This is a genomic window from Butyrivibrio fibrisolvens, assembly GCF_023206215.1.
Lineage (GTDB): Bacteria > Bacillota > Clostridia > Lachnospirales > Lachnospiraceae > Butyrivibrio > Butyrivibrio fibrisolvens_C.
Genome location: NZ_CP065800.1, coordinates 1,870,995 through 1,892,684, shown reverse-complemented (window position 1 = coordinate 1,892,684; position 21,690 = coordinate 1,870,995). Strand labels below are relative to the sequence as shown.

Genomic DNA, 21,690 nt, shown 5'->3' with positions numbered 1-21,690 from the left:
TATTAAAAAGGGTGTGGTCATGTGACCACACCTTTTTTTACTTTATATTCTATTATCCCAGTGTATATTGCCTAAGCGTATCTCCAAGAGCATTTATTACTCTTCACTTACAGAATAACCTGTAATCTCACAATCGATAGCATACTGATCACTCTTAGTAGTATTCTTTACAGTTACTTCAATCTGTCCATAGCTGTCTGTCTCAGGTATATAGAACAGGAGGATATATGTAGCTGTCTTACCCTTCTTTACCTTAGCATATGCATTGTCATCATAACCTGCAGAAAACATTCCGCTTGCATCACTACTGTAATAATCAAGGCCATCTTCTACAGCTCCATCAAGAGCTTCAAGAGCTTCATATACTTCATCATAGCTATAGTCATCTTCATCAAGAAGCTCTACAAGATCTTCAAGCCAATAGATAGGTGTATCTACATATGTTCCAAGCTTATCACCATCGACTTCATAGTCTGAATAGTCATCGTCATAGTCGTATTCATCAGAACTTTCAATACCTTCTCTGAATGATTCGATATAACCCCCGTCATCAGGCTCCATCTCGTCGAGAACATTCAGGAAATCCTTGACGATGTACTGGATCTCTTCATCGTAATAGATCTCGTAATCCTCTCCGTTTGATGTTTCTATTCTTTCGATTCTGGAATCATCATCAAGATCTGCTGTATAGGTCAGATCATAATCTTCTATCTCAGCCTCGATAGTCTCACCTTCACTGCCTTCTTCCCACTCAGCAGATGAAACATCAGCAAGTGTTCCTACAGCTATTGAATATCCGCTCTCTTCAAGATCTCCAAAGTCGACCTCGTCAATTGTAATATCGTCCTCTGCACCACCTGCAGGAATGATATACTTGTCCCAAGACTTCTTGTTCTCATATGCAACAACAAGATATGCTATGTCGCTGTCGTCTTCGTTAGAAAGAACTTCGATATATGTGCTATCATCTGCAAGGATATATGAATCAAATAAAGCCTCTTCTCCGTCATCATATGTCACTGTGCTAGTGCCTGACAATCCAATGCACTCTGAATCATAGATTGTCTCAAAAGCCTCTGCAAGGACTTCTTCTGCATCGCCATAATCCTTGGACTTTGATTTGGAACTGCTTCCTGATCCGCTCTTTGAATCTTTCTTTGAATCTTTCTTTGAATCTTTCTTTGAATCGTCCTTGGAATCCTTTTTTGAATCGCTCTTGGAATCGTCCTTGGAATCCTTCTTTGAATCCTTTTTATCATCACTATCTTTAGAGGTCTGAGACTTTTTACTATCTGAAGATCCCTTCTGTGCAAATGCTGTAGTTCCCACGCAGCCAAATACCATGGATGCTGAGCACAAACCGGTTAAAAACAAAGTTACAATCTTTTTTCTCATTGTCATTTCCTCTCATTGTTAAAATTGATTGTTGGAATCGGTCAGCGATTTGTTACCTGCTGACAGTTATCAGAATACCACCTTTTTTAAGATGTAAAGCATATTTCGACAGAAAGCATATTTTATACGACGAAATGCAATGTGTTATAATTATCGTGTTAAAGTATTTGTTCAAAGCGGAGTTTTTATGGAGAATTCATTTAAGTATTTTGAAAACAGAGATTGCAAATACTACCCTTGTCATGAAGGGATGGAGCATATGAACTGTCTTTTTTGTTATTGCCCTTTATATTTCAAGGATGAATGTCCGGGAAGCCCTGAATATATCCAAAAGGGCGATAAGATTATTAAAAGCTGTATGAGCTGTACATTCCCTCATGAAGCGGACAATTACAAAGAGATAATAAAACGTCTCATACCATAAAACAAAAGTCGCCTGAAATGTTGTCTCCAGGCGACTTTTTTAACTTTATGCGATTACTATTTCATAGAGAATCTTTGATCATGATTCTTGGATCAATATTCAATGTTCAAAACCAATGATCTTAGAATATATTAAATATTTAAATCCTATTTATAAATAGATACTCATACACATCTGCCATTTGAAAAATCAATAATCTAATCAGTCAATGGTTCTGCGCTTTCTAGCATGAGCTGCAAGTACGACAATTGCCATAGCTGCAACTATTATTATTATAATGTTCCCTGCAATATTGAAATCATCACCTGTTGTACGATTTCTGGACTCTCCAAGGACTGCTTCTTCTTCGCCTTCATCAGTAACTGCAAGTCTTGTCTCACCAAGAACTTCAGGCTCTTCATCCACCATTGCTATTGGAGGTGCGCTTATAGGTGTCTCCTCTGTCACAGCCTGCTCAGAAGTTGTCTGAGGTGTTTCTGTAGTAGTAGTTGTTGTAGTTGTTGTAGTTGTTGTCGTAGTTGCAGGCTCCTGAGGTGTTTCAGGTACTACAGGAGGATCCTGCGGTGTTACAGTGGGTTCCTCAGGTGTTACTGGCGGATCTTCCTTGGGAACATCAGGAACTATAACCTGCTCATATGTATTGCTGAAGTTAGCAATCAGATTAAGATTAAACATTGAGTTATAGTTTGACTTATACTTACCACGTTCAAAATAAAAGATCTTGAGCTGGTGCATCTGTCCGTCTTTCCATCCTTCTGAAAAGACTTCACTTAAATTATTGATATACTTGTTATCTGGTGCAATGCCGTTTCCACCTGGATTGAAATATGAGATATCACCTGAATTAAAGTTAACTTCAGCGCCATAAGCATCATGTATACCACCAAGGTCTATAACAAGCTGTCCATCAACATATACCCATACATCATCATCTCCTGAGAAGCGGTAGACCATATCACTATCACCGGCTTTGCCGTCTTCAGGTATTATAAAGGCTGTCTCAGTAACTACTCCAAACAGATTGTTGCCTGTGCCAAAAGGATAGAAACTGCTACTATTGTAGGTATACATTCCATTACCATCAGCGTTATATAAAGTAGCGTTCTCATTATATGATTCTACGCCATCAGTAGTTCCGTTAAAAAGGTAAGCAAGACTTTCACTACTTTTAGTAACAGCACTGTTTAATACAGGATAGCCATCTTCTCCAAGAGTTGTTAATACGATACCCTGATATATTCCTTTTTGAGAACCGACCCATTTGTTAAAGCCCTGATACTTCGATCCATTGGAAAACTTAAATGCGTGACCATCATTTATAGGGCTTCCATTACTGGAATCTTCTTCATAATCATACATTCTAACAGTAATTGCAGGTGCACTTGCATTTTTAAAATATGCAGCATTTGCATTAAGAGCACCGGCTTTATCAGCATCCTCGGCTACATACACTCTTAAAGAATAAAAGTTATTGTCGTAAATATAGCCTTCTTTTCCTTCATCTGTCTGTGTTATCTTGTAATAATATGTTCCGGGCTTGTCATAGGTTATGCTTGGGAACTGTACAACTCCATCTGCCTGGTTTGAAGCAGTAGCTGCATAACCATCTATACTATTACCATTTGCATCAGTACTTACCATGTAGTAATTAAACTCTCCGGCAGTAAGATCCTTACCTGAAAGAGAAGAATAAACTGTTGGTGTAAAATCCACAGATGTATAGACATCAGCCTGCTTAAAGCTTGCCATGAATGTAAGCTCATTAGCATTGCCGCTAAGAGTCTCTATATCAGAGGCAGAAAGCTCTAGACTTTCTTCAGTTGATACGAGGCTGTCAGCATCAGCAAGTGTCCAGCTTACGAATTCATATCCTACTTCAGGAAGAGCTGTAGCTCCTTCAACTGTCTCATCTGCAGATGCAGCTTCACTATCTTCTGCAGGTGCAGCATCTACAGATTCTTCTACCGCTTCATCTGGAGCCTTCGCTGTATCAGCACTGGCATTTGTATCTTCCTGAACAGAAGTAAGATCTGCAGAACCGTCTGCGGATGAATCCGCAATTTCTTCTTCATCAGTATAAGAAGTATCTGCTGATTCCTCTGAAGCTGTTTCATCTGTATTATCATCATCTAATGCTATAACAACTTCTTCAGTTAATGATGTCTCTCCATTAGTAATCCCTTCAAGAGTTCCACCCTCTCCTGCTATATAAGTTATAGTTACAACCTTATATTCTGCTTCGTCATCACCTTTACCTTCAGTGACTTCTTTATTTGTTTTGGTATTATCCTTTTCAGATCCTTTTTCCGGTATAGCTTCTTCACTATCCAGATCTGTTTCAGAATCTTCTATATCCTGTCCTTCCTGATCTAAATTGTCTGATTCTGTCTGATCTTCACTGCCACCCTGAACATTACTATCATCTAAATCACCCTGACCATTCAAACCATCCTGACCATCATCTATAATTCCATCACCTATAGAACCATTATCTGATACATCATTACCCGTAGCTTCGTTATCAGTAGTCTGATCACCCGTATTATTATCGCCATTGTCTGAAATGGTCTGGTCTCCGATCATCTGATCTGAGCTGTTTTCCGCGTAGGTTGTTATACCGCATCTTCCCATGACCTGGAATAGAACGGTAGCAGCCACAGCACCTGAGAGTAAGTTTCTTACAAGTCGTCTCTTCATACATTTCCCCTCCGTACCCTTTTTCCTAAAAACCGTAACACAAATAAGAACTTCATCTATGAAATTCAATTCACCCTGTGAAAAGGTTTTCTATTCTTTTTTAATGGTGGGTATTCCCTTCAGATTTAAATCACTAAATCCTATATATAACAATCACTCTCTAAATATAGCATATTTACTACAAAAATCAAATGACATTGCTCGAAATATAGCTAATTTGTCACGAAAATCAATTGTCTGTCATACCAAATGCAGTATTAATGCTGTATCAAGCAGGCTGCTTTTGTTAAAAACTGCCAATGATCTGCTTTTGGGATTTTTTGACCGTTATAACGCTTCTATTTGTGCTGTATTTCACATCTATACTATTGGTATACACATCAAAAACGCGTCTATGACAGGGTCTTAGACGCGTTTTTATATTTAAAATATTTTAAATATAATTATTTGAATTTTTTCTTTTAAATCATCGCTTTTTCGTAATATTCATTGTTTTACGTTCTTTTGAAGTCATTATCCCACAAAATTCGTTAAAATGCTGATTTTAAAGCTTCAATAAGTCTGTCATTGTCTTCTTCCTTCTTTACACATACTCGGTAAAATCCAAAATGCGGGAGTCCCGGATAATTATTGCAAGATCTTATTAGTATTCCTTTGGGAATAAGAGCCTGTTTAAGATCTACCTCGTGCGGGCTTCTAAAGAGCAAGAAATTCGCCTTTCCGGGGATCACGTCCATCCCAAGGAACAGAAGCTTTTGCATAAGGACTTCTTTTTGCTTTGAAATATAAGAAAGAGACTTTTTAAGATACTCCTCATCTTTAAGAGCTGCGATTCCTGCTGCCTGCGCCAGTGTTCCAACATTCCATTCCGGAAGTAGCTTAAGAGTCTGCTCTCCCCAAAGCCTTGCTCCGCTTATAGCATAGCCAAGCCTTATCCCGGGCATTGCATAAAGCTTAGTGAAAGCTCTAATGATCATCATATTGGGATAATCTTTTAGAAACCTTACAGCACTCCTTCCTGCAAAATCTGAGCAAAAAGGCAGGAAACACTCATCTATCACGATCCTTGCCTTAACTTCACGCGCCGCTACAAGGATCTTCTTTAGTATCTCTTCATTTATACAGGATCCTACGGGGTTGGACGGATTGCAAAGGATGACCATATCAGGTCTTTGACTCCTTATCTGATCCGCCATTTTCTCAGTAGGCATAAAATATATACCTTCTCTGTCGCTTCTAAGCTTGACTCCCGGCATTACTGACATGGAGTCTCCACGTATAATACGGCAGTCTGCGGCTTCCAAGGATCTTTCGTATCCATAAAAGCCCGGAGTCTGGATTATTGCAGATGAAGGCCAGGAAGCCTGAATTATAGTATGTATGAGTTCGGATGCACCGTTACCGCATATGATCTGCTCAGGAACAAGATCTGCGCCTGTATGAGTCTTCTCCCACGCCGCTATAACATCTCTAAGATCGTGCCAATCAGGGTCCGGATAGTTTTCTGCCTTATCAAGGCTGCCTGTAATAACTCTCTTCACACTTTCAGGCATCCCAAATGCATTCAGATTAACAGAAAAATCAAGCTCTATATCATTATTGTAAATGTCACCACCATGTTCGTATATCATCGTAATCCTCTTTTATAGAAATAGTAAACCATATCCGTATTGATCATTGTCATGATCATATGTTGATACAATTCACAAACAAGTAATCTGATCAGATAAGAATAAGCCAGTACACCAGTATTCTAATAATAAGTCCTATCATCATCATCAAAAAACTCGTCGCGTACATAAGCCTGCAGGCCCTTTTGATATCATCTCTTTCTACAGGGCGGACAGGATCTCCAATTGTGTCCTTGTGCTTGATATGTCCAAAGTATGATGCATCGCCCGCAAGCTGTATATTAAGGGCTCCGGCACAGGCGCTTTCTGTCTGCGCTGAATTCGGACTTTCATGCTTGTATCTGTCCCTCTTCCATATCCTATAGGCATTCTTATGATCCATCTTTGTAAAAAAAGCTGCCAGACACATAAGAAGAGCCGAAAGCCTTGAAGGGATGTAGTTCCAGTAATCATCCTGGATAGCTGACGCACTTCCAAAATGCATATACTTGTCATTCTTATATCCAAGCATAGAATCAAGGGTATTGACTGCCTTGTACATAACCGAGAGCGCGCCGCCTCCTATGAACATATAAAAAAGAGGAGCTATTATCCCATCGGATGTATTCTCTGCGACAGTCTCAACTGCTGCCTTGATGACTCCTGTTTCATCAAGTGACTGCGTATCTCTGCCAACTATTAAAGATACAGCGCGTCTTGCATTCTCCAGCCTTCTGTCTGCATCATCTAAAACGATTTTCCCTCCATTTTCAAAATCGGGTATCGTTATCTTCTCTCCATTTAAGGCCTTATATACTCGCATACTCTCATATGCAAGATCTCTTGCAGCAACAGCCTGCCAGCACAGAAAGCTCTCTATGACACAATACATAAGCGGATGTATCTTGAATGCGATAACAAGGACAATCCCTGCCAGTATCATCGATGTAGCAGGTACGACAAAGGCTATCACTGAGCCTTTGAACTCCATCATCTTGTCATCGTCTGTATCCTTATACAATTTTTTCTCTAAAAAAGATATATATCTTCCTATTACGATCACAATATGAAAAAATCCTATGGGATCACCTATCAATAGATCCAGAATGATCCCCACAAGTATACATATTGTATTTAAGATTATAAATGACGAAATAGCCATGTATCTGTCCCTTGTCTATTACATTTAATGCTCTGTATATACTATCTGTTTACATCCTTGATCACCTGGCCGATACCGCATATGATCCTCACAACTCTATCAGCCCTTGATGCTGCCTTGCACATACATCTGCCAACAGCTTCTCTGTAGGCTCTGTCCTGACTATCTATAGGGATAACTCCGCAGCCAACTTCATCGCACACTATTATGATCTGCGGATTATGATCTAAGATCTTCTCAAGCTCAGCTTCCGGATCTATGCCTATGCCAACCTGCCTTCTTATGATCTCATGATAATTGCAGATCGCATCATAATCTGAGATGTCAGTATCTACCGGGTCTTGGCCATTGTACCAATTGAGCTTTTTAATATCACGATATTCGTTATCCACGTATTCTTTCTGGCCCTGAAAAGCGCCGCCTATATATAATTCCATATCTTCGCCTCGTATTAGATCTCTTTTTTTGCAGGTCCTATCCTAAACTACTCTTTGATAATAGGAGGTATTCCTCACTACTTTCTCGATGACAAGCGGTATCCCACACTACTTCTTAATGACAAGCGGTATCCCGCAGACAAGCTCGACAACCTTGTCTGAAATAGCAGCAAGTCTTTGATTGATAGTACCAAACTCCTTAAGATAAGTAGTTGTATATTCATCATAGGTTATACCATCTGAGAATACTTCATTGGTTACTATGACTGTATGATCACATACTGATATTAATTTTTTGATATCATCAGTAATCTTATCAGCAACATGGGGATTAAATTCAGATCCCTTGAACATCTCTCCTGCAAGCAGATTGGGGATATCTTCTATCAGTAGGATCCTCTTGTTATCGCTATTATTATTGTTGATCTTATCTACTTCTTCAAGATTTATACTTCCTACGTCATAGCTCTTCTCTATAGTGATATACTCCATATCTTTTCTTCTAAAGATATGCTTCTCTATACGCTTAAGGCTTTCGGGATCTCTTGCTCCCATTGTTGCCAGATATATCCTGGTATATCCTGCTGCCCCTCCTCCGGGGCTTAGCTTTAGCACCAGATCTTCCGCATATTCAGATTTGCCATTGTCATTGCCGCCTGTTATAAAAACTATCATCGTCTATTATCCTTATCTTAGATCGCTTGTCAGATCACTCAGCTGATGTTCATATCTTGTGTACTTGCCTACAGATATATCATCAAAAGTTGTATTACCATTATATACAGAAAGTGCCTGATCCAGGAGCGGGAACAGCATCACCGCGCCGGTTCCTTCACCAAGTGCAAGATCTGCGCAGATCACAGGTTCAAGAGAGAGCTTGTCCATTATCTCTTTCATAGCCGGCTCCTTGCCAAGGTGACTTGGAAGCATATAATCAGCTAATCCGGGGAAAATATATGAAGCCACTAGAGCGGCTGTTGCAGATATAAGACCATCTATCACAACCGGAACCTTGTACAGCGCACCGCCAAGGAATATTCCTACCATCCCTGCTATATCATATCCGCCAAAAATCGTAAGGGTTCTAAAAGCGTATGCTGACATAAGTTCCTGAAGCTTATTTTTATCTATTTCTTTTTTATCTAATCCTTTTTTATCATAACCTTCTTTTAAGATGCCGGTCAGATTGGTAAAATCAGCTTCGTCCTTGTACTTATCTATCGCACTGTTTATAACTTCAATTTTGTGTTTTAGTCCCTCATCGTCAAGGCCTGCGCCTCTTCCTGTAACTTCACCCGCATCCTTATGAAGGAGCATGGAAGCTATGGCACTTGAAGTTGTGGTATTGCCTATACCCATCTCGCCTGTAGCTATTATCTTAGTCCCCCTGGCAGCTTCCTCTCTGACAAGGAGTCTTCCTACATCTATGGCATGGATCACTTCATCGCAGGTCATGGCCGGCTCCTTCATAAAATTTCTGGATCCTCGCCTTGAATATGTATTTATCACTTCATCTTCCTTAACTGTACATATCACTCCTTCAGGCGTCTTATCACAGGCCATCCCCATATCTACAGGCACAGCCTCAGCTCCTACAGCAGCTGCCATGCGGCATACGCTGGAAGTTCCCTTGGAGAGACTAACTGCTACAGCGCCGGTAACTTCCTGCCCTGACTGACTTATACCCTCTTCTACGATTCCATTATCACTGCATAATACCAACACCTTCTTAGAAGACAGATCTATACGGGGATCACCGGTGATGCCTGCTATCTTGACCAGCATCTTTTCAAATCTGCCAAGGCCGTCAAGAGGCTTAGCTATAGCATCAAGATGTTTTCTTGCAAGTTCCATAGATCTGATATCTGGTCCTGATATCATCTTATTTACATTTTCTATCCATTGGATCGGTGTTACATTTTCACTCATATCTTTATCTTTTACCTTATTAAAGTTTTATTGATCTTATAATGATTTTTGTCAAAAGTCCGATAAATATAAAGGATTTTTATACCGCCTTTTAATCCGTACCACAGATACTTATGACCCGGTCAAAACATTATATAACGTAAGGGGGTCAAAAAGAACTTTTGACACACACCTCATTATATATTATATAAGCCCTCATACAAAAACTATGAAAAATAGCTTATCAAACTTTTTTAACACTAAAAAGTTTCTATCCGGTTCAGAATTACTGTTGTAACTCTGCTATTTGTCATGCTCATAATGAGCTTTACATCATTTGTCTCATATATGCGCGTCAGTAAGATCATCGACGATAACATCTCCAAGACTCTGAATCTGGTAGCAGAAAATCAAGCTCTTAAGATCAATAATACTATGATCCGAATCGAAGATGAAGTAGATGCCATCGCATCTTACATCTATAATCAGGTTGAGGATCCTGAATATCTAAAAGACAGCACCGCCAGAGCTGAACTTCTGTCAAGAACAGAGAATTTCTTCGTATCATACATTCAAAGTTATGATGAGATAGTATCCAACTATGTTTATATCGTTCCTGAATATCTGAATGGAGATGTCGACGGATACTATTATATGAGAACTTCCGCCGGAACTATGGAAGATATCCCTATCACAGATTTTTTCTACCACGATTCTGATAATGTAAATTCGTCCGGATGGTATTATGTCATTCCGGAAGATCAACAATCTGCTCGCTGGATAAGTCCCTATTATGATCCGTCGCTGGATCTGTACGTAACAACTTATGAAGTTCCTGTATATATTGATGATGTCCTGATCTGTATGGTCGGTATCAATATGGACTTTGACTATCTCATGCAGTCGATTGCTACTATCAGCACCAAAGGCGGAGGCTCTGCCTACCTTGCCAGCGAAGACTGGAAGGTTCATTATCATCTTGAAGAAGGAGATCATAACACATATATAGAAGCAATCCCAAATATCAACAAGCCATCCTTTGATATCATGTTACGTGATTCAAGTGATCAGGAACTTATAAGATTTGATCAAAACGGTGTCGACTCAGTCATGTCTTTTGTCACACTCAGAAACGGTATGAAGCTGATCATATCCGAAGGATATAAAAACGCCTATAGAGCCAGAACCGACACTCTTGTATTCGTAACTATACTCTCAATGATAATCGGACTGGGATTTGTAAGCTTGTCTATAATTAATTCCCAGATTATGTCAAAGCCGATAAAAGAGCTCACTAAAGTTGCCAAGAAGATTGGAAACGGTGACTTTGATGTAGATATCCCAGACAGCAATATCACTGAGTTCCAGATACTTGCTGATACCTTAAAAACGTCGACAGGCCAGCTTAAAAGGTATACCAAAAGCATGGAAAATCGTATATACATCGATGACCTGACTCATGTCAAAAATAAAGCGGCCTATACTATTGCTGTAGATGATATACAACATCATATCGATACAGAGCCAAACTATTGTTTTGGTGTAGCTATGTTCGATCTTAACTATCTCAAGAATATCAATGACAAATATGGTCACGAAGCAGGGGATATCGCTATCAAGACCTGCAGTACTATCATATGCAAAATCTATGAGCACAGTCCTGTATTCAGAGTAGGCGGTGATGAATTCGTCGTGATCCTGACAGGCAATGATTATGAAAACAGAGACGAACTTGAAGAAAAGTTCTTCATCGAATTAAAGAATAACCAAAAATCCTCAGTCCATTTCTATGAAGCAGTCTCCATAGCTTATGGAATGGCTGTCTATGACAAGTCCATTGACAGCAACTATATGCATGTCTTCTCAAGGGCCGATTTTGAAATGTATAAATGCAAAAATAAAGATCATCTGGAAGTTGGTACAGCTCCCAGATGACCCTAATGATCTCAAACTTCCCACTTGGACGATGCAGTATCACCGAAGTAGGAAGTAATCATGATCAAATGCCGGCAAAATCTGCCTCTTCTATAACCTTGGCAAAAGCTTCAAGGCCTTCCTTGTCTTCCTGATCAAATCTTGAAAGAGAAGGGCTATCTATGTCCATGACGGCTATAACCTTACCGTCTCTATGGATCGGAACTACTATCTCTGAATTAGACGCGCTGTCACAAGCGATATGGCCTGGGAACTGGTGCACGTCTTCTACAAGCTGGGTTGTGTCTGTGGCATAAGCAGTTCCGCATACTCCCTTGCCTGACTGAATCCTGATGCAGGCTACATGTCCCTGAAAAGGTCCAAGAAGAAGGCTTCCATTATCTACAAGATAAAATCCAGCCCAGTTGATATCATCAAGTGTGTCATTAAGGATGGCTGATGCATTAGAAAGAACCGGCATATAGTTCTTCTCATCTTCCATAAGGCTCTTAAGCTGAGCTGCCATAAGTTTATAATCTGTACTCATTATCATCATCCTCCAAGCATTTCCATAATATTCATAGGTTACTCGTTCCTTCCCCGGTATTTCAAGGGAAACCACTACCAACAGAGGCTATGATAGCATATACATATAGTGTTTAACAACACAAATCATCTATAATTCATTATGTTTCTTCAAGCTTCGCAAGCCAATTGTAACTATCTTTTATTCACAGTTTTTTTGTGCTAACATCTATGTATGATTCTATCGTTTATTGATTAACGAATCCAAATACACTTTTTATATAACTTAAACTTCGCACTTGCCAAACATACGACACTCCTTATGGCTGTACCGATGTGGGCAGTTTATAAAGTCTTTTCGTGTTCTTTGAAGGTGTTATTAAATTCAGGAGCATGATATATGGAACTTTATATTCTTCTTGGGGTCCGCATGTCTGAGCGTAAGCGAGTTTCGGACCCCAGAATATAAAGTTCCAGATATCGTGCCCTGAATTATAACACCTTCATAACACGAAAAGGCTTTATAAACTGCCTACATCGGTACAGCCGTAAGGAGTGTCGTATGTTTGGCAAGTTCAAAGTTTGAAATATTATTACATCATAATAGGGGGAATTCAATATGATCAAAGACAGTAAAATCCTTGTTGGAAAGACAAACGCAGGTGAAGAGGTCTTCCTTCTTCCAAACAAAGCTAATCGTCACGGTCTTATCGCTGGTGCTACAGGCAGTGGTAAGACAGTATCATTAAAGGTTCTGGCAGAGTCATTCTCAGATCTTGGAGTTCCGGTATTTCTTGCAGATGTTAAGGGTGATCTGGCAGGCATGATCAAGGAAGGATCAGGCATGGAGGAACGTGCTTCCAAGCTTTCCATAAACCTTGACGGCTACAGTTATCAGAAGTATCCTGCAGTATTCTGGGATATATATGGTCAGAATGGTATCCCGCTTAGAACCACCATATCAGAGATGGGACCACTTCTTCTGTCCCGAATCCTTGATCTTAATGATCTCCAAAGCGATATCCTCACTATAGCTTTCAAGATTGCTGATGACAATGATCTTCTCTTAATAGATACCAAGGATCTTAAAGCTCTTCTTAACTACATCTCAGATAATAACAAAGAATTCGCTTCCGAGTATGGCAAGATGTCACCTCAGTCGATCGGAGCTATCCAGAGAGCTGTAGTTGCCCTTGAGATGGCAGGAGGGGATAAGTTCTTTGGCGAGACTGCACTTAATATACAGGACTTCTTCTCGCTTAGTCCTGAAGGTAAGGGTGTTATCAACATCCTTGATTCCAGAAGCCTTATGCAAAACGGAACCCTGTACTCCATGTTCCTTCTATGGCTTATGTCAGAGCTTTTTGAGAACCTGCCGGAAGTTGGTGATCTTGATAAGCCCAAGTTCGTATTCTTCTTCGATGAAGCTCATCTTCTCTTTGATGGTACATCCAAAGCTCTTCTTGATAAGATAGAGCAGGTTGTCAAGCTCATCAGGTCCAAGGGCGTAGGTATCTACTTCGTAACACAGAACCCTCGCGACGTTCCTGACGGAGTACTGGCTCAGCTTGGCAACAAGATAGAGCATGCTCTTCACGCATACTCTCCTGCCGAGCAGAAAGCTGTTAAGGCTGCTGCCGAGTCATTTAGAGCTAATCCTGAGTTCTCAACCTATGATGCTATCATGCAGCTGGGAACAGGCGAAGCGGTTGTATCTATGCTTCAGGAAGACGGAACTCCTGCTATTGCCAATATCGCTACAATCCTTCCTCCAAGAAGTGCTCTTGGAAGTATTAATGATATCGAAAGAGACAGAGCTATAAAAGGTGCTATGCTCTATAGTAAATATGAAAAGGCATATGATCCCGACTCTGCATATGAATTTCTTGAAAGAAAAGGTCTTGAAGAGCAGGCTGCTGCAGAAAAAGAAAAGGCTGATGCTCTTGCTGCCAAGGAAAAGGCTAAAGCCGATGCCCTTGCTGCAAAAGAAAAAGAGAAAGCTCAAAAAGCTGCAGAAGCTCAGAAAAAGAGAGTTGCAAAGTCTGTAGGTAATTCTGTTGCCGGTACCGTAGGACGTGAAGTCGGAAAGAGCGTTGGAAGCAGTTTCGGTAAATTTGGTAAGACCCTCGGCGGCAACGTAGGCGCAAGCCTGGGCCGAGGCCTTCTTAGTACACTGTTCAAATTATAAATAACTCAAACTGCCCACTTGTCAAAAAGACTCCATTCCTTGGAGCATAGTTCGTCTGGGTGGTTTAAAATGTATTGTCGTGTTCTTTTGAAGGTGTTAATAAATTCAAGAGCGTGATAGATGGGTATTTATATTCTTCTTAGGGTCTGCATGTCTGAGCAAAGCGAGTTTCAGACCCTAGAATATAAATACCCAGATATCATGCCTTGAATTTTAACACCTTCAAGACACGACAATACATTTTAAACCACCCAGACGAATTATGCTCCATGGGATGGTGTCTTTTTGATAAGTGGGCAGTTTGCAAACAACCTCAAAGGTCAAAAAAGCTGCTGCGCACAAATGCACAGCAGCTTTTAATATTTAGTCTACTTCAGCCTCTTCTTTGACTTCTTCTGTCTCATGATATTCCTGCTCTGTATTAACAGACCAGATCTTATCCTTGTTCTTATCTCCTGTTACGATGCACTTAACTGCTTCAAAAGATGTAACCATGGAGTGGTCGATATTGTTGTATCTGTGCTGACCGTTACGGCCTACGCAGTAGAGGTTATCGATAGTGTTAAGATATGCAACAAGCTTGTCGATCTCATTATATGTATCGAAGTAAGCAGGATATGCCTTCTTAACCTTCTCCATATGATAATCAAGAACTTCATCGGCGCTGTCTATAAGACCGATCTTGACCATCTCATCGATTCCAAGCTTAGCAAACTCATCTTCTGTCATAGTCCAGTACTTGTCACCTTCGCTTACGAAGTACTCAAGTCCAACCCATACAGTGTGCTCAAGATCCTTGATCATATATGGTGACCAGTTATTATAAATCTGGAAACGTCCCAGCTTAACTTTACGATCCTGTACATATACCCAGCAGTCAGGAACTATGTTCTGGATAGTCTTGATATCTGTAAGGTTCTTTAATTTAAGCTTTGGAACCAGAACTCCAAGAGTCATATAATCACGATATGGAAGTCCGTCAGCGATCCTTGCCTCTTCTGCAGGTACATCGTTCATACCGCCTACAAGATCACGAAGCGGCATGGAAGATATGAAGTAATCACCTTCTACTACATGCTCTGATCCGTCCTTGCTATCTACATATGTTAAGGATGTAAGGATTCCGTCTTCAGACTTGTGAACCTTAGTAACCTTGGCATTCTTTATGATCTTGCCGCCGAGCTTCACTACTTCATCAGCAGTTACATCCCAGAGCTGACCGGGACCAAGCTTAGGATATTTGAACTCCTCGATAAGAGATGTGTTGACTTTACGATTCTTGACCTTAAATACTCGTCCAAGGTAGTCCTTGATGATTCCGAAGATAGAAAGTCCCTTGGTACGCTGTTTGCCCCAGGAAGCATCGATCTCAGAAGGGTGTCTGCCCCAAAGGTTCTCTGTATAATATTCAAAGAACATGCTGTAAAGCTTACGTCCGAATGAATTGATATACAGATTCTCGAGGTTATCCTCAGGAAGCTTACGAAATACTGATCTAAGATAAGAAAATCCAACCTTAAGTGTTGTAAGAAGTCCGAAATTCTTGAATGTCTCAGGCTTTAATGAGATTGGATAATCATAAAACTTGTCATCAAAAAGAATACGTGATACGCGGTGACGAGTGAGCATAACACGATCTTCCTTCTCAGGATCAGGACCGCCCTCATGAACGGGCATATCTCTGTGAAGTACTATATCATCATAGGTAGGGTGTCCCTGCATAGGAAGCATGTTGTCCCACCATGCATTAACTTCAGGTATCTTGGAAAAGAAGCGGTGACCGCCCATATCCATTCTGTTACCTTTATAATTAACAGTCTTTGAAATACCACCGAACTGCTCAGTTTCCTCAAAGACAATAACTTCTATATCTTTATCCTGCTTTAATAACTCATAGGCTGCTGTAAGACCGGCAGGTCCAGCGCCAATCACTAATGCTTTCTTACTCATGATCGCTCCTTTGTCTTTATTCAAAGCGAAAGAATATCTATTATCTCTTTCCCAACTAAATGATTATAACAGACTTATTCCGATTTGAAAACGCAAATCAGGTTATTATATTACAATCAATGACTTTCGCATCATCCCAGCAGAGAGTATAGCAGTTTCCTGTAATGATCTATTTTCCTTTTGCCTTCTTTCTGTAGTCTGCGGGGCTTATGCCTTCCATGGACCTGAACTTTCTTCCAAAATAGTCTACATCGCTGTAGCCGACTCTTTCTGCAATATCATAGATCTTGATATCGGAGCTTGTAAGAAGCTTTTTGGCTTCTTCGATCCTTTTTTTATTGAGGTAAGTATTAAAGCTTACTCCTATTTCTTTACTAAATACCTTGCCAAAATACACATTGTTATAACCAAATAAAGGAGCAACCACTTCAAGTGTAAGATTCTTAAAATAATTGTGGTCAACATAGGCTGCAGCATCTTCCATAGTGCTCCTTGCACCCTGTCTTCCACGCACCATCTGAACTACCTTAAAAGCTATGTCCTGAATGTATTCAAAAATCTCATACAGATAGAATCTCGTCTCCAGAAAGTCTATTATCTCTGAGTTCTCTGCAAAAATATCTCCGGATTCCTGATATATCCTTGATATCTGATTTTTGATCTCAAGGATCATATCTGTCATGTAGATTCTTATGGCAGTAGAATTCTCATTAGAAGCACACAGACAGGCTTTCATCTCATTTAAGGTTTCCAGGGCTCTGTCTATTGAACCGGCCTGCATAAAACCTATGATCTTCTGGGTATAGTCTCTTAGTATATCCTTGGTGATCACGCTTTTATTCTGACTGCTTAATACTTGAAGCTCTTCATAGCCCATCTTATGAACGCCCATATCTCCAAAGAATCTCCTGTCACTTAGCTTCATGGCTTCATCACAGGATATCTTTATATCACAGGCCTTATCCACACATCTTCCATATGTAAGGAATATAGCATCAAGAGGTGAATCCTCCTGAATAGGGCGTTTGTCATAATGATCAAGGAACTTCCTAAACCTTGATATGGCAGCCTTACCTTTTAGAAGTATCACTGCTCTTTCATTCATGATACAGGATTCATAGTCTCTGGCATCGATAAAAGCAGATAGAAGCTCCGGAAGTTTATATTCAGGCCTTTGCCTGTCAGTATGATAAGTTTCATAAACAACAACCTGATACTTATCATATAGAAGCTTCATCTCATCAAGTTCTTCTTCATTAAGGCTAAGTTCATTGGTCCTTAAAAGGTCCTGGATCACAGCATCTCTTGCCTTTTTACGGATGGTCTGGAGTTTTCCTTTTTCTTCTTTTTCAAGGCACATGTCCTTGCCGATATCTTCAAGCGTCTTCTGAAGTTCATCCTCATCCACAGGTTTGGTAAGATAATTGGTAACTCCGTATTTGATGGCAGACTGGGCGTATTTAAAATCAGAATATCCGCTTAAGATTATGAATCTTCCGGAATACCCCGACTCTCTGGCCTTTTTTATCACTTCAATGCCCTGTATCCTTGGCATATTCAGGTCCATGACTACCACTTCAGGTTTTGACTTTTCGATAATATCAAGAGCCTGTTCGCCATTCTCAGCTTCATAATCTACGCTATATCCAAGGTCATCCCAGTCCATGATGCATTTAAGACCTGCTCTGATATTCTCTTCATCATCAGCTATCATTACACTAATTTTACTATCCTGCATATATCTTTCCTGTTATTCTTTCTTTTCTTCCAGTATCTCTTGTTTGAGTTTGCCCTTGGCCATGGCATTTTCAAGATCGAAACTATATACATCTTCATATCCAAGGCTCATGCACTTTCTCTTCATGTCATCCCATATAGCTTCAAACTCATCTATGTCACTTGCAAATACCATATCCCAGGATCCCTGGACTACGATACGCTTTACTGCTTCTCTTATCTCTTTGATCTCAGCGCTTTCTTCCATCTCGTTATATTCACAGCCCGGGGATACTATAATCTTGTCGTTCTTTATAAGATAATCCATTGTATTGTCAGCGCCCATAACCTCTTTCCACTCATCCTGCAGTACTGTTGAGGTTCTTGAAAGTTCACTATCCCATAAAAGATATGAATACGGGAATCCGTTAGCTGCAGTCTCCGAGAGCTGCACTGCAGTATAGTTAAGTATGGATACTCCGTCTCTATAGGTATATCCATTGGGATCTCCGGGGATGACGCCGCTGCTTTGATTATAAAAAACATCAATTCCATAATCAGTAAGTCTTGGCGCTCCGTCTGACATCTCCCAGGTAACGCCTTCAGGGCCTGCACTTCCGCCATTTTCTGCTGCCTGATTTTCATAGACGCCTTCATCAGAGTACAGATAATCTACAAAATCAACCATTCTCTGAGGATCCTTGACATCAGCGCCGACGCAGACAACCTGACTATATACTCCGTCAGGGGAGCTGCCATGCTCATATATAAGCATATCGCCTATATCAGCCATCATGAATCCCTGCCCCATAGCCATGTGCTCATCAGTATTGTAAGCAGATGCGCCAAGGAATGGCCATGGACTAAAAAGAACTGCTCCATCCTGATACTTACTAAAAACTTCGCCATAGTCCTGATTCCTTGAATCAGGATCCACAAGCCCCATTCTATTAGCTTCAAAATAAAATTTAAGTGATCTTAAATATAATCCGTCATCATCAAGTATGGACTGATAATCACTTCCGTCAGCTTTAGAAAGCACAAATCCATTTTCATCATATCCATAAAAACAGCAGGGCTGCTTGGCAAGAGTCATCATGTTATTGTCCCAGTCATCAAATAGTGAAAAACCGTACACCTTCTGTCCTGACTGTGTTGTAGGATATGCTTCTTGCATCTTCTCAAGAACATCAAGCATATCTTCTAAAGTGTCCATCTTAGGGCTTCCTACCTGAGAGTATATATCCCATCTTAGATATGGAGCATATGTAGAATCTATGATATCTGAAGGGGTATCCGGAGGAAGTGTTGATATACTTGAAGGAATAGCATATATGCCATCAAGGCCGCTGTTGAGCTTCTCTATCGCATCCTTATATTTCATTATGTCCTTATCCTTGATATAAGGAGTCATATCAAGGAGTAGTCCCGCATCTACAAGATCCTTAAGAGCATTGTTCTGGGCTGATATGAAGATGATATCTCCAAGATAGCCTGATGCTGCCCGGACATCCTTGAGAACTGCACCGTTATAATTATTATTTACAGATATGACGTTGAGATTCATATTGAATCTGTCATGTATACACCTGGCAAACCATCCTGACTGAATCCCCTGACTGTTTGCTTCGCTTGCAAAAACATCTATTGTTAATTCTTCCTGGTATTTACTTTTACTATTACAACCTGACATTAAAAAAAGAGCTGATGCCAGTATTAGGACAGATAAAACTTTTCTTCTCATTTTCACCTTTTTCCTTTTATAAATGTGCATTCAGCTCTTATTGTAACTTATTTTGGTGGACATAACAGAGTAAAGTCTCTATTATGTCCACTTTTTTGTCAATTTCTAAGTTAGATGTAAGAATCAAATAATACTTTTAATTCTCATATTTATATCAAAAATATACATAGAGTTTTAGTTCTTATCAAAGCTTATCAGTTAGCTGCAAGAGCTTCCTGTTCTGCAGCATGACGAAGCTGTGCTTCATTTTGCTGGAACTCTACGCACTCATCATAACCGTACTCTGTAGCCTGCTTAATCATATCAGCAACGATTGCATCAAACTCTTCATCAGACTCTGCATAGATAGCCTTCCATGAGTTGTCCTTGATGCATGTAGCAACCTGATCCCAGATTACCTGAAGCTCATCAGAGTGTGTACCTGCAGAATAGGTTGTTCCTGGTGCAAGTATATAATCAGAACTCTTGATATACTCATCAGGTGTCTGTGCTCCGGACCATTCAATCCATGACTTCTCTATATCAGAAGCATCTATTGCCTTGTAACTCTCCCAGGTCTTGTAATTGTATGTCTCTAAAAGAGCTGAGTCAGGGTTAAGTGAATCAAGTGCCCATGTTGTATTGTTCATCTTGAAGGAACCATCGTCAAATGTTCCGCTGTAGTCACCTGTAAGAGTTGTAGAAGAATCTGTCTTGCAGGCAAGGCCAAGATCTGTAAGATATGCTCCGCCGTTCTCATCATAATCCCAGCATGTTCCCTTAGGGCCGTACTCTGCAGTAAGTCTTCCCTCAGGAGTAGACAGCCAGTTGATGATAGCCATGCAGAGTTCAGGATACTCAGTACTTGCACCAATTGACCAGATTCTGTTAGATCCGTAGATGTTCTGTCCATAGATGATCGGTGTTGCATTTGAAGGCTTTACAGGATACATCATCTTGCCCTGAGCTATATGAGCATCAGAGTTATAGAGTGCTGAGCCAAGGAAGTTGAATACGTTAAAAAATGCTGTACCATTCTGATAGTCTTCAGACATTCCATCGTAGCCCTGTGTCTGAGAATCAGGATCAAGAAGGCCTCTTTGATATAAGTCATTGTAGAACTTAAGAGCTGTAAGGTATGGACCGTTTTCTTCAAGTGCAGGATGATAATCACCTGTAGAAGAATCATAGAGTCCGAAACCAAACTCATCATAGCCATAGTAAGCTGATGCTGTTGACTTAACGAACATCACCATATCGCCGTCCCAGTCATTGAAAAGTGATGCAGCATAGGTCTTGTTGCCATTGTCATCTGTAGGGCATGCTGCCTGCATCTTCTCAAGTACATCTACAAGAGAATCAAAATCTGTTATCTCCGGAGCACCGATCTGCTGATACAGATCGAATCTAAGATCCCATTCATACATGACTGACTGTGTATCCTCTGCAGAATATGCTACGTCATGTCCAAAGCCATAGATTTTGCCATCTGCATTGATACCGCGATTCTTCTCAAGAGCCTTGTCCATATTGGCAAGGATGTATGGACCATAATCTGCGAGGATGTCATCCTCTTCCCAGTCAAAGAGCATTCCCTTATTTACTGCCTGAACATAATCGTCTCCGTCAGCGCCCCAGATCACAATATCACCAAGATTGCCTGACTCCATACGTGTATCATAGACACCGTCTGATTCAGGGATTATGTTAAGCTTGACATTGAACTTATCAAGCATAATCTGTGCGAACCATCCGATCTGCTCTCCTGAGTAGTTAGCAAGCTGATCATAAACGTCAAGTGTTACTGTCTCTTCCGGGATAACATCTGAAAGATCCCCCTCAAGATCTGATGATCCGGCTACATCACCATCTGTAGCATTTTCACTGCCTTCTGCACCTGCGCCGTCGGCGCTTGTCTGTGAGTCACCGCCTGCGTTTGTAGCTGAATCAGAACATGCAGCCAGTGACAGAGTCATTGAAGCAGCCAAGAGAATTGCCTGTAATTTCTTATACTTCATTCTTTTTCACCCTCCTGTGATAT

Annotated in this window: 15 protein-coding genes; 3 read left to right on the top strand and 12 right to left on the bottom strand. The window is 40.4% G+C overall.

The window, feature by feature from the left end; translation table 11 throughout:
• Positions 1–96 precede the first annotated feature (96 nt).
• Positions 97–1,395 carry a hypothetical protein gene (locus tag I7804_RS07785; protein WP_248405805.1) on the bottom strand — a complete coding sequence of 433 codons (1,299 nt, stop codon included), beginning with the start codon at positions 1,393–1,395 and terminating at the stop codon, positions 97–99.
• 187 nt (positions 1,396–1,582) lie between these two features.
• On the opposite strand from I7804_RS07785, the gene I7804_RS07780 reads away from it, so the two are divergent.
• A complete protein-coding gene (locus I7804_RS07780) occupies positions 1,583–1,819 on the top strand; it encodes a cysteine-rich small domain-containing protein (protein WP_110074033.1) in 237 nt (78 codons plus the stop codon).
• Between the two features lie 201 nt (positions 1,820–2,020).
• Here the strand turns inward: I7804_RS07780 and I7804_RS07775 are convergent, their stop codons facing one another.
• The 6 genes from I7804_RS07775 to I7804_RS07750 form a co-directional block, all read right to left on the bottom strand.
• The gene (locus I7804_RS07775) at positions 2,021–4,516 is read right to left on the bottom strand and encodes a Spy0128 family protein (RefSeq protein WP_248405803.1); all 2,496 of its coding nucleotides are present in this window, start codon (positions 4,514–4,516) and stop codon (positions 2,021–2,023) included.
• Positions 4,517–5,046: 530 nt separating this feature from the next.
• Positions 5,047–6,147: a pyridoxal phosphate-dependent aminotransferase gene (locus I7804_RS07770; RefSeq protein ID WP_248405796.1), complete on the bottom strand. Its 1,101-nt coding sequence runs from the start codon at positions 6,145–6,147 to the stop codon at positions 5,047–5,049.
• Between the two features lie 91 nt (positions 6,148–6,238).
• Positions 6,239–7,288, bottom strand: coding sequence for an adenosylcobinamide-phosphate synthase CbiB (cbiB, locus tag I7804_RS07765; RefSeq protein ID WP_110074036.1), 1,050 nt, complete (start codon positions 7,286–7,288; stop codon positions 6,239–6,241).
• A gap of 41 nt (positions 7,289–7,329) precedes the next feature.
• The gene (locus I7804_RS07760) at positions 7,330–7,725 is read right to left on the bottom strand and encodes a bifunctional adenosylcobinamide kinase/adenosylcobinamide-phosphate guanylyltransferase (protein ID WP_110074037.1); all 396 of its coding nucleotides are present in this window, start codon (positions 7,723–7,725) and stop codon (positions 7,330–7,332) included.
• Positions 7,726–7,833: 108 nt separating this feature from the next.
• A complete protein-coding gene (locus I7804_RS07755; protein ID WP_110074038.1) occupies positions 7,834–8,400 on the bottom strand; it encodes a bifunctional adenosylcobinamide kinase/adenosylcobinamide-phosphate guanylyltransferase in 567 nt (188 codons plus the stop codon).
• A 12-nt stretch (positions 8,401–8,412) separates the two neighbouring features.
• A complete protein-coding gene (locus I7804_RS07750; protein WP_248405794.1) occupies positions 8,413–9,654 on the bottom strand; it encodes a nicotinate-nucleotide--dimethylbenzimidazole phosphoribosyltransferase in 1,242 nt (413 codons plus the stop codon).
• Between the two features lie 300 nt (positions 9,655–9,954).
• Here I7804_RS07750 and I7804_RS07745 point away from each other — a divergent pair, with 300 nt between their 5' ends.
• Complete coding sequence (locus tag I7804_RS07745) at positions 9,955–11,568, top strand: diguanylate cyclase domain-containing protein (protein WP_248405792.1); 1,614 nt, start codon at positions 9,955–9,957, stop codon at positions 11,566–11,568.
• A 64-nt stretch (positions 11,569–11,632) separates the two neighbouring features.
• Here I7804_RS07745 and I7804_RS07740 read toward each other — a convergent pair whose 3' ends face one another.
• Entirely contained in the window at positions 11,633–12,094 is a 462-nt protein-coding gene (locus I7804_RS07740) for a GAF domain-containing protein (protein ID WP_330410405.1), read from the bottom strand.
• Between the two features lie 597 nt (positions 12,095–12,691).
• On the opposite strand from I7804_RS07740, the gene I7804_RS07735 reads away from it, so the two are divergent.
• Entirely contained in the window at positions 12,692–14,260 is a 1,569-nt protein-coding gene (locus I7804_RS07735; protein ID WP_248405787.1) for a helicase HerA-like domain-containing protein, read from the top strand.
• Positions 14,261–14,623: 363 nt separating this feature from the next.
• Here the strand turns inward: I7804_RS07735 and I7804_RS07730 are convergent, their stop codons facing one another.
• The 4 genes from I7804_RS07730 to I7804_RS07715 form a co-directional block, all read right to left on the bottom strand.
• Positions 14,624–16,210 (bottom strand): NAD(P)/FAD-dependent oxidoreductase, encoded by a 1,587-nt coding sequence (locus I7804_RS07730; RefSeq protein WP_248405786.1) that lies wholly within the window; start codon positions 16,208–16,210, stop codon positions 14,624–14,626.
• Between the two features lie 169 nt (positions 16,211–16,379).
• Positions 16,380–17,948: a response regulator transcription factor gene (locus I7804_RS07725; protein ID WP_248405785.1), complete on the bottom strand. Its 1,569-nt coding sequence runs from the start codon at positions 17,946–17,948 to the stop codon at positions 16,380–16,382.
• 12 nt (positions 17,949–17,960) lie between these two features.
• Positions 17,961–19,670, bottom strand: coding sequence for an extracellular solute-binding protein (locus I7804_RS07720; RefSeq protein WP_248405784.1), 1,710 nt, complete (start codon positions 19,668–19,670; stop codon positions 17,961–17,963).
• A 194-nt stretch (positions 19,671–19,864) separates the two neighbouring features.
• A complete protein-coding gene (locus I7804_RS07715) occupies positions 19,865–21,667 on the bottom strand; it encodes an extracellular solute-binding protein (protein ID WP_248405782.1) in 1,803 nt (600 codons plus the stop codon).
• Positions 21,668–21,690 lie beyond the last annotated feature (23 nt).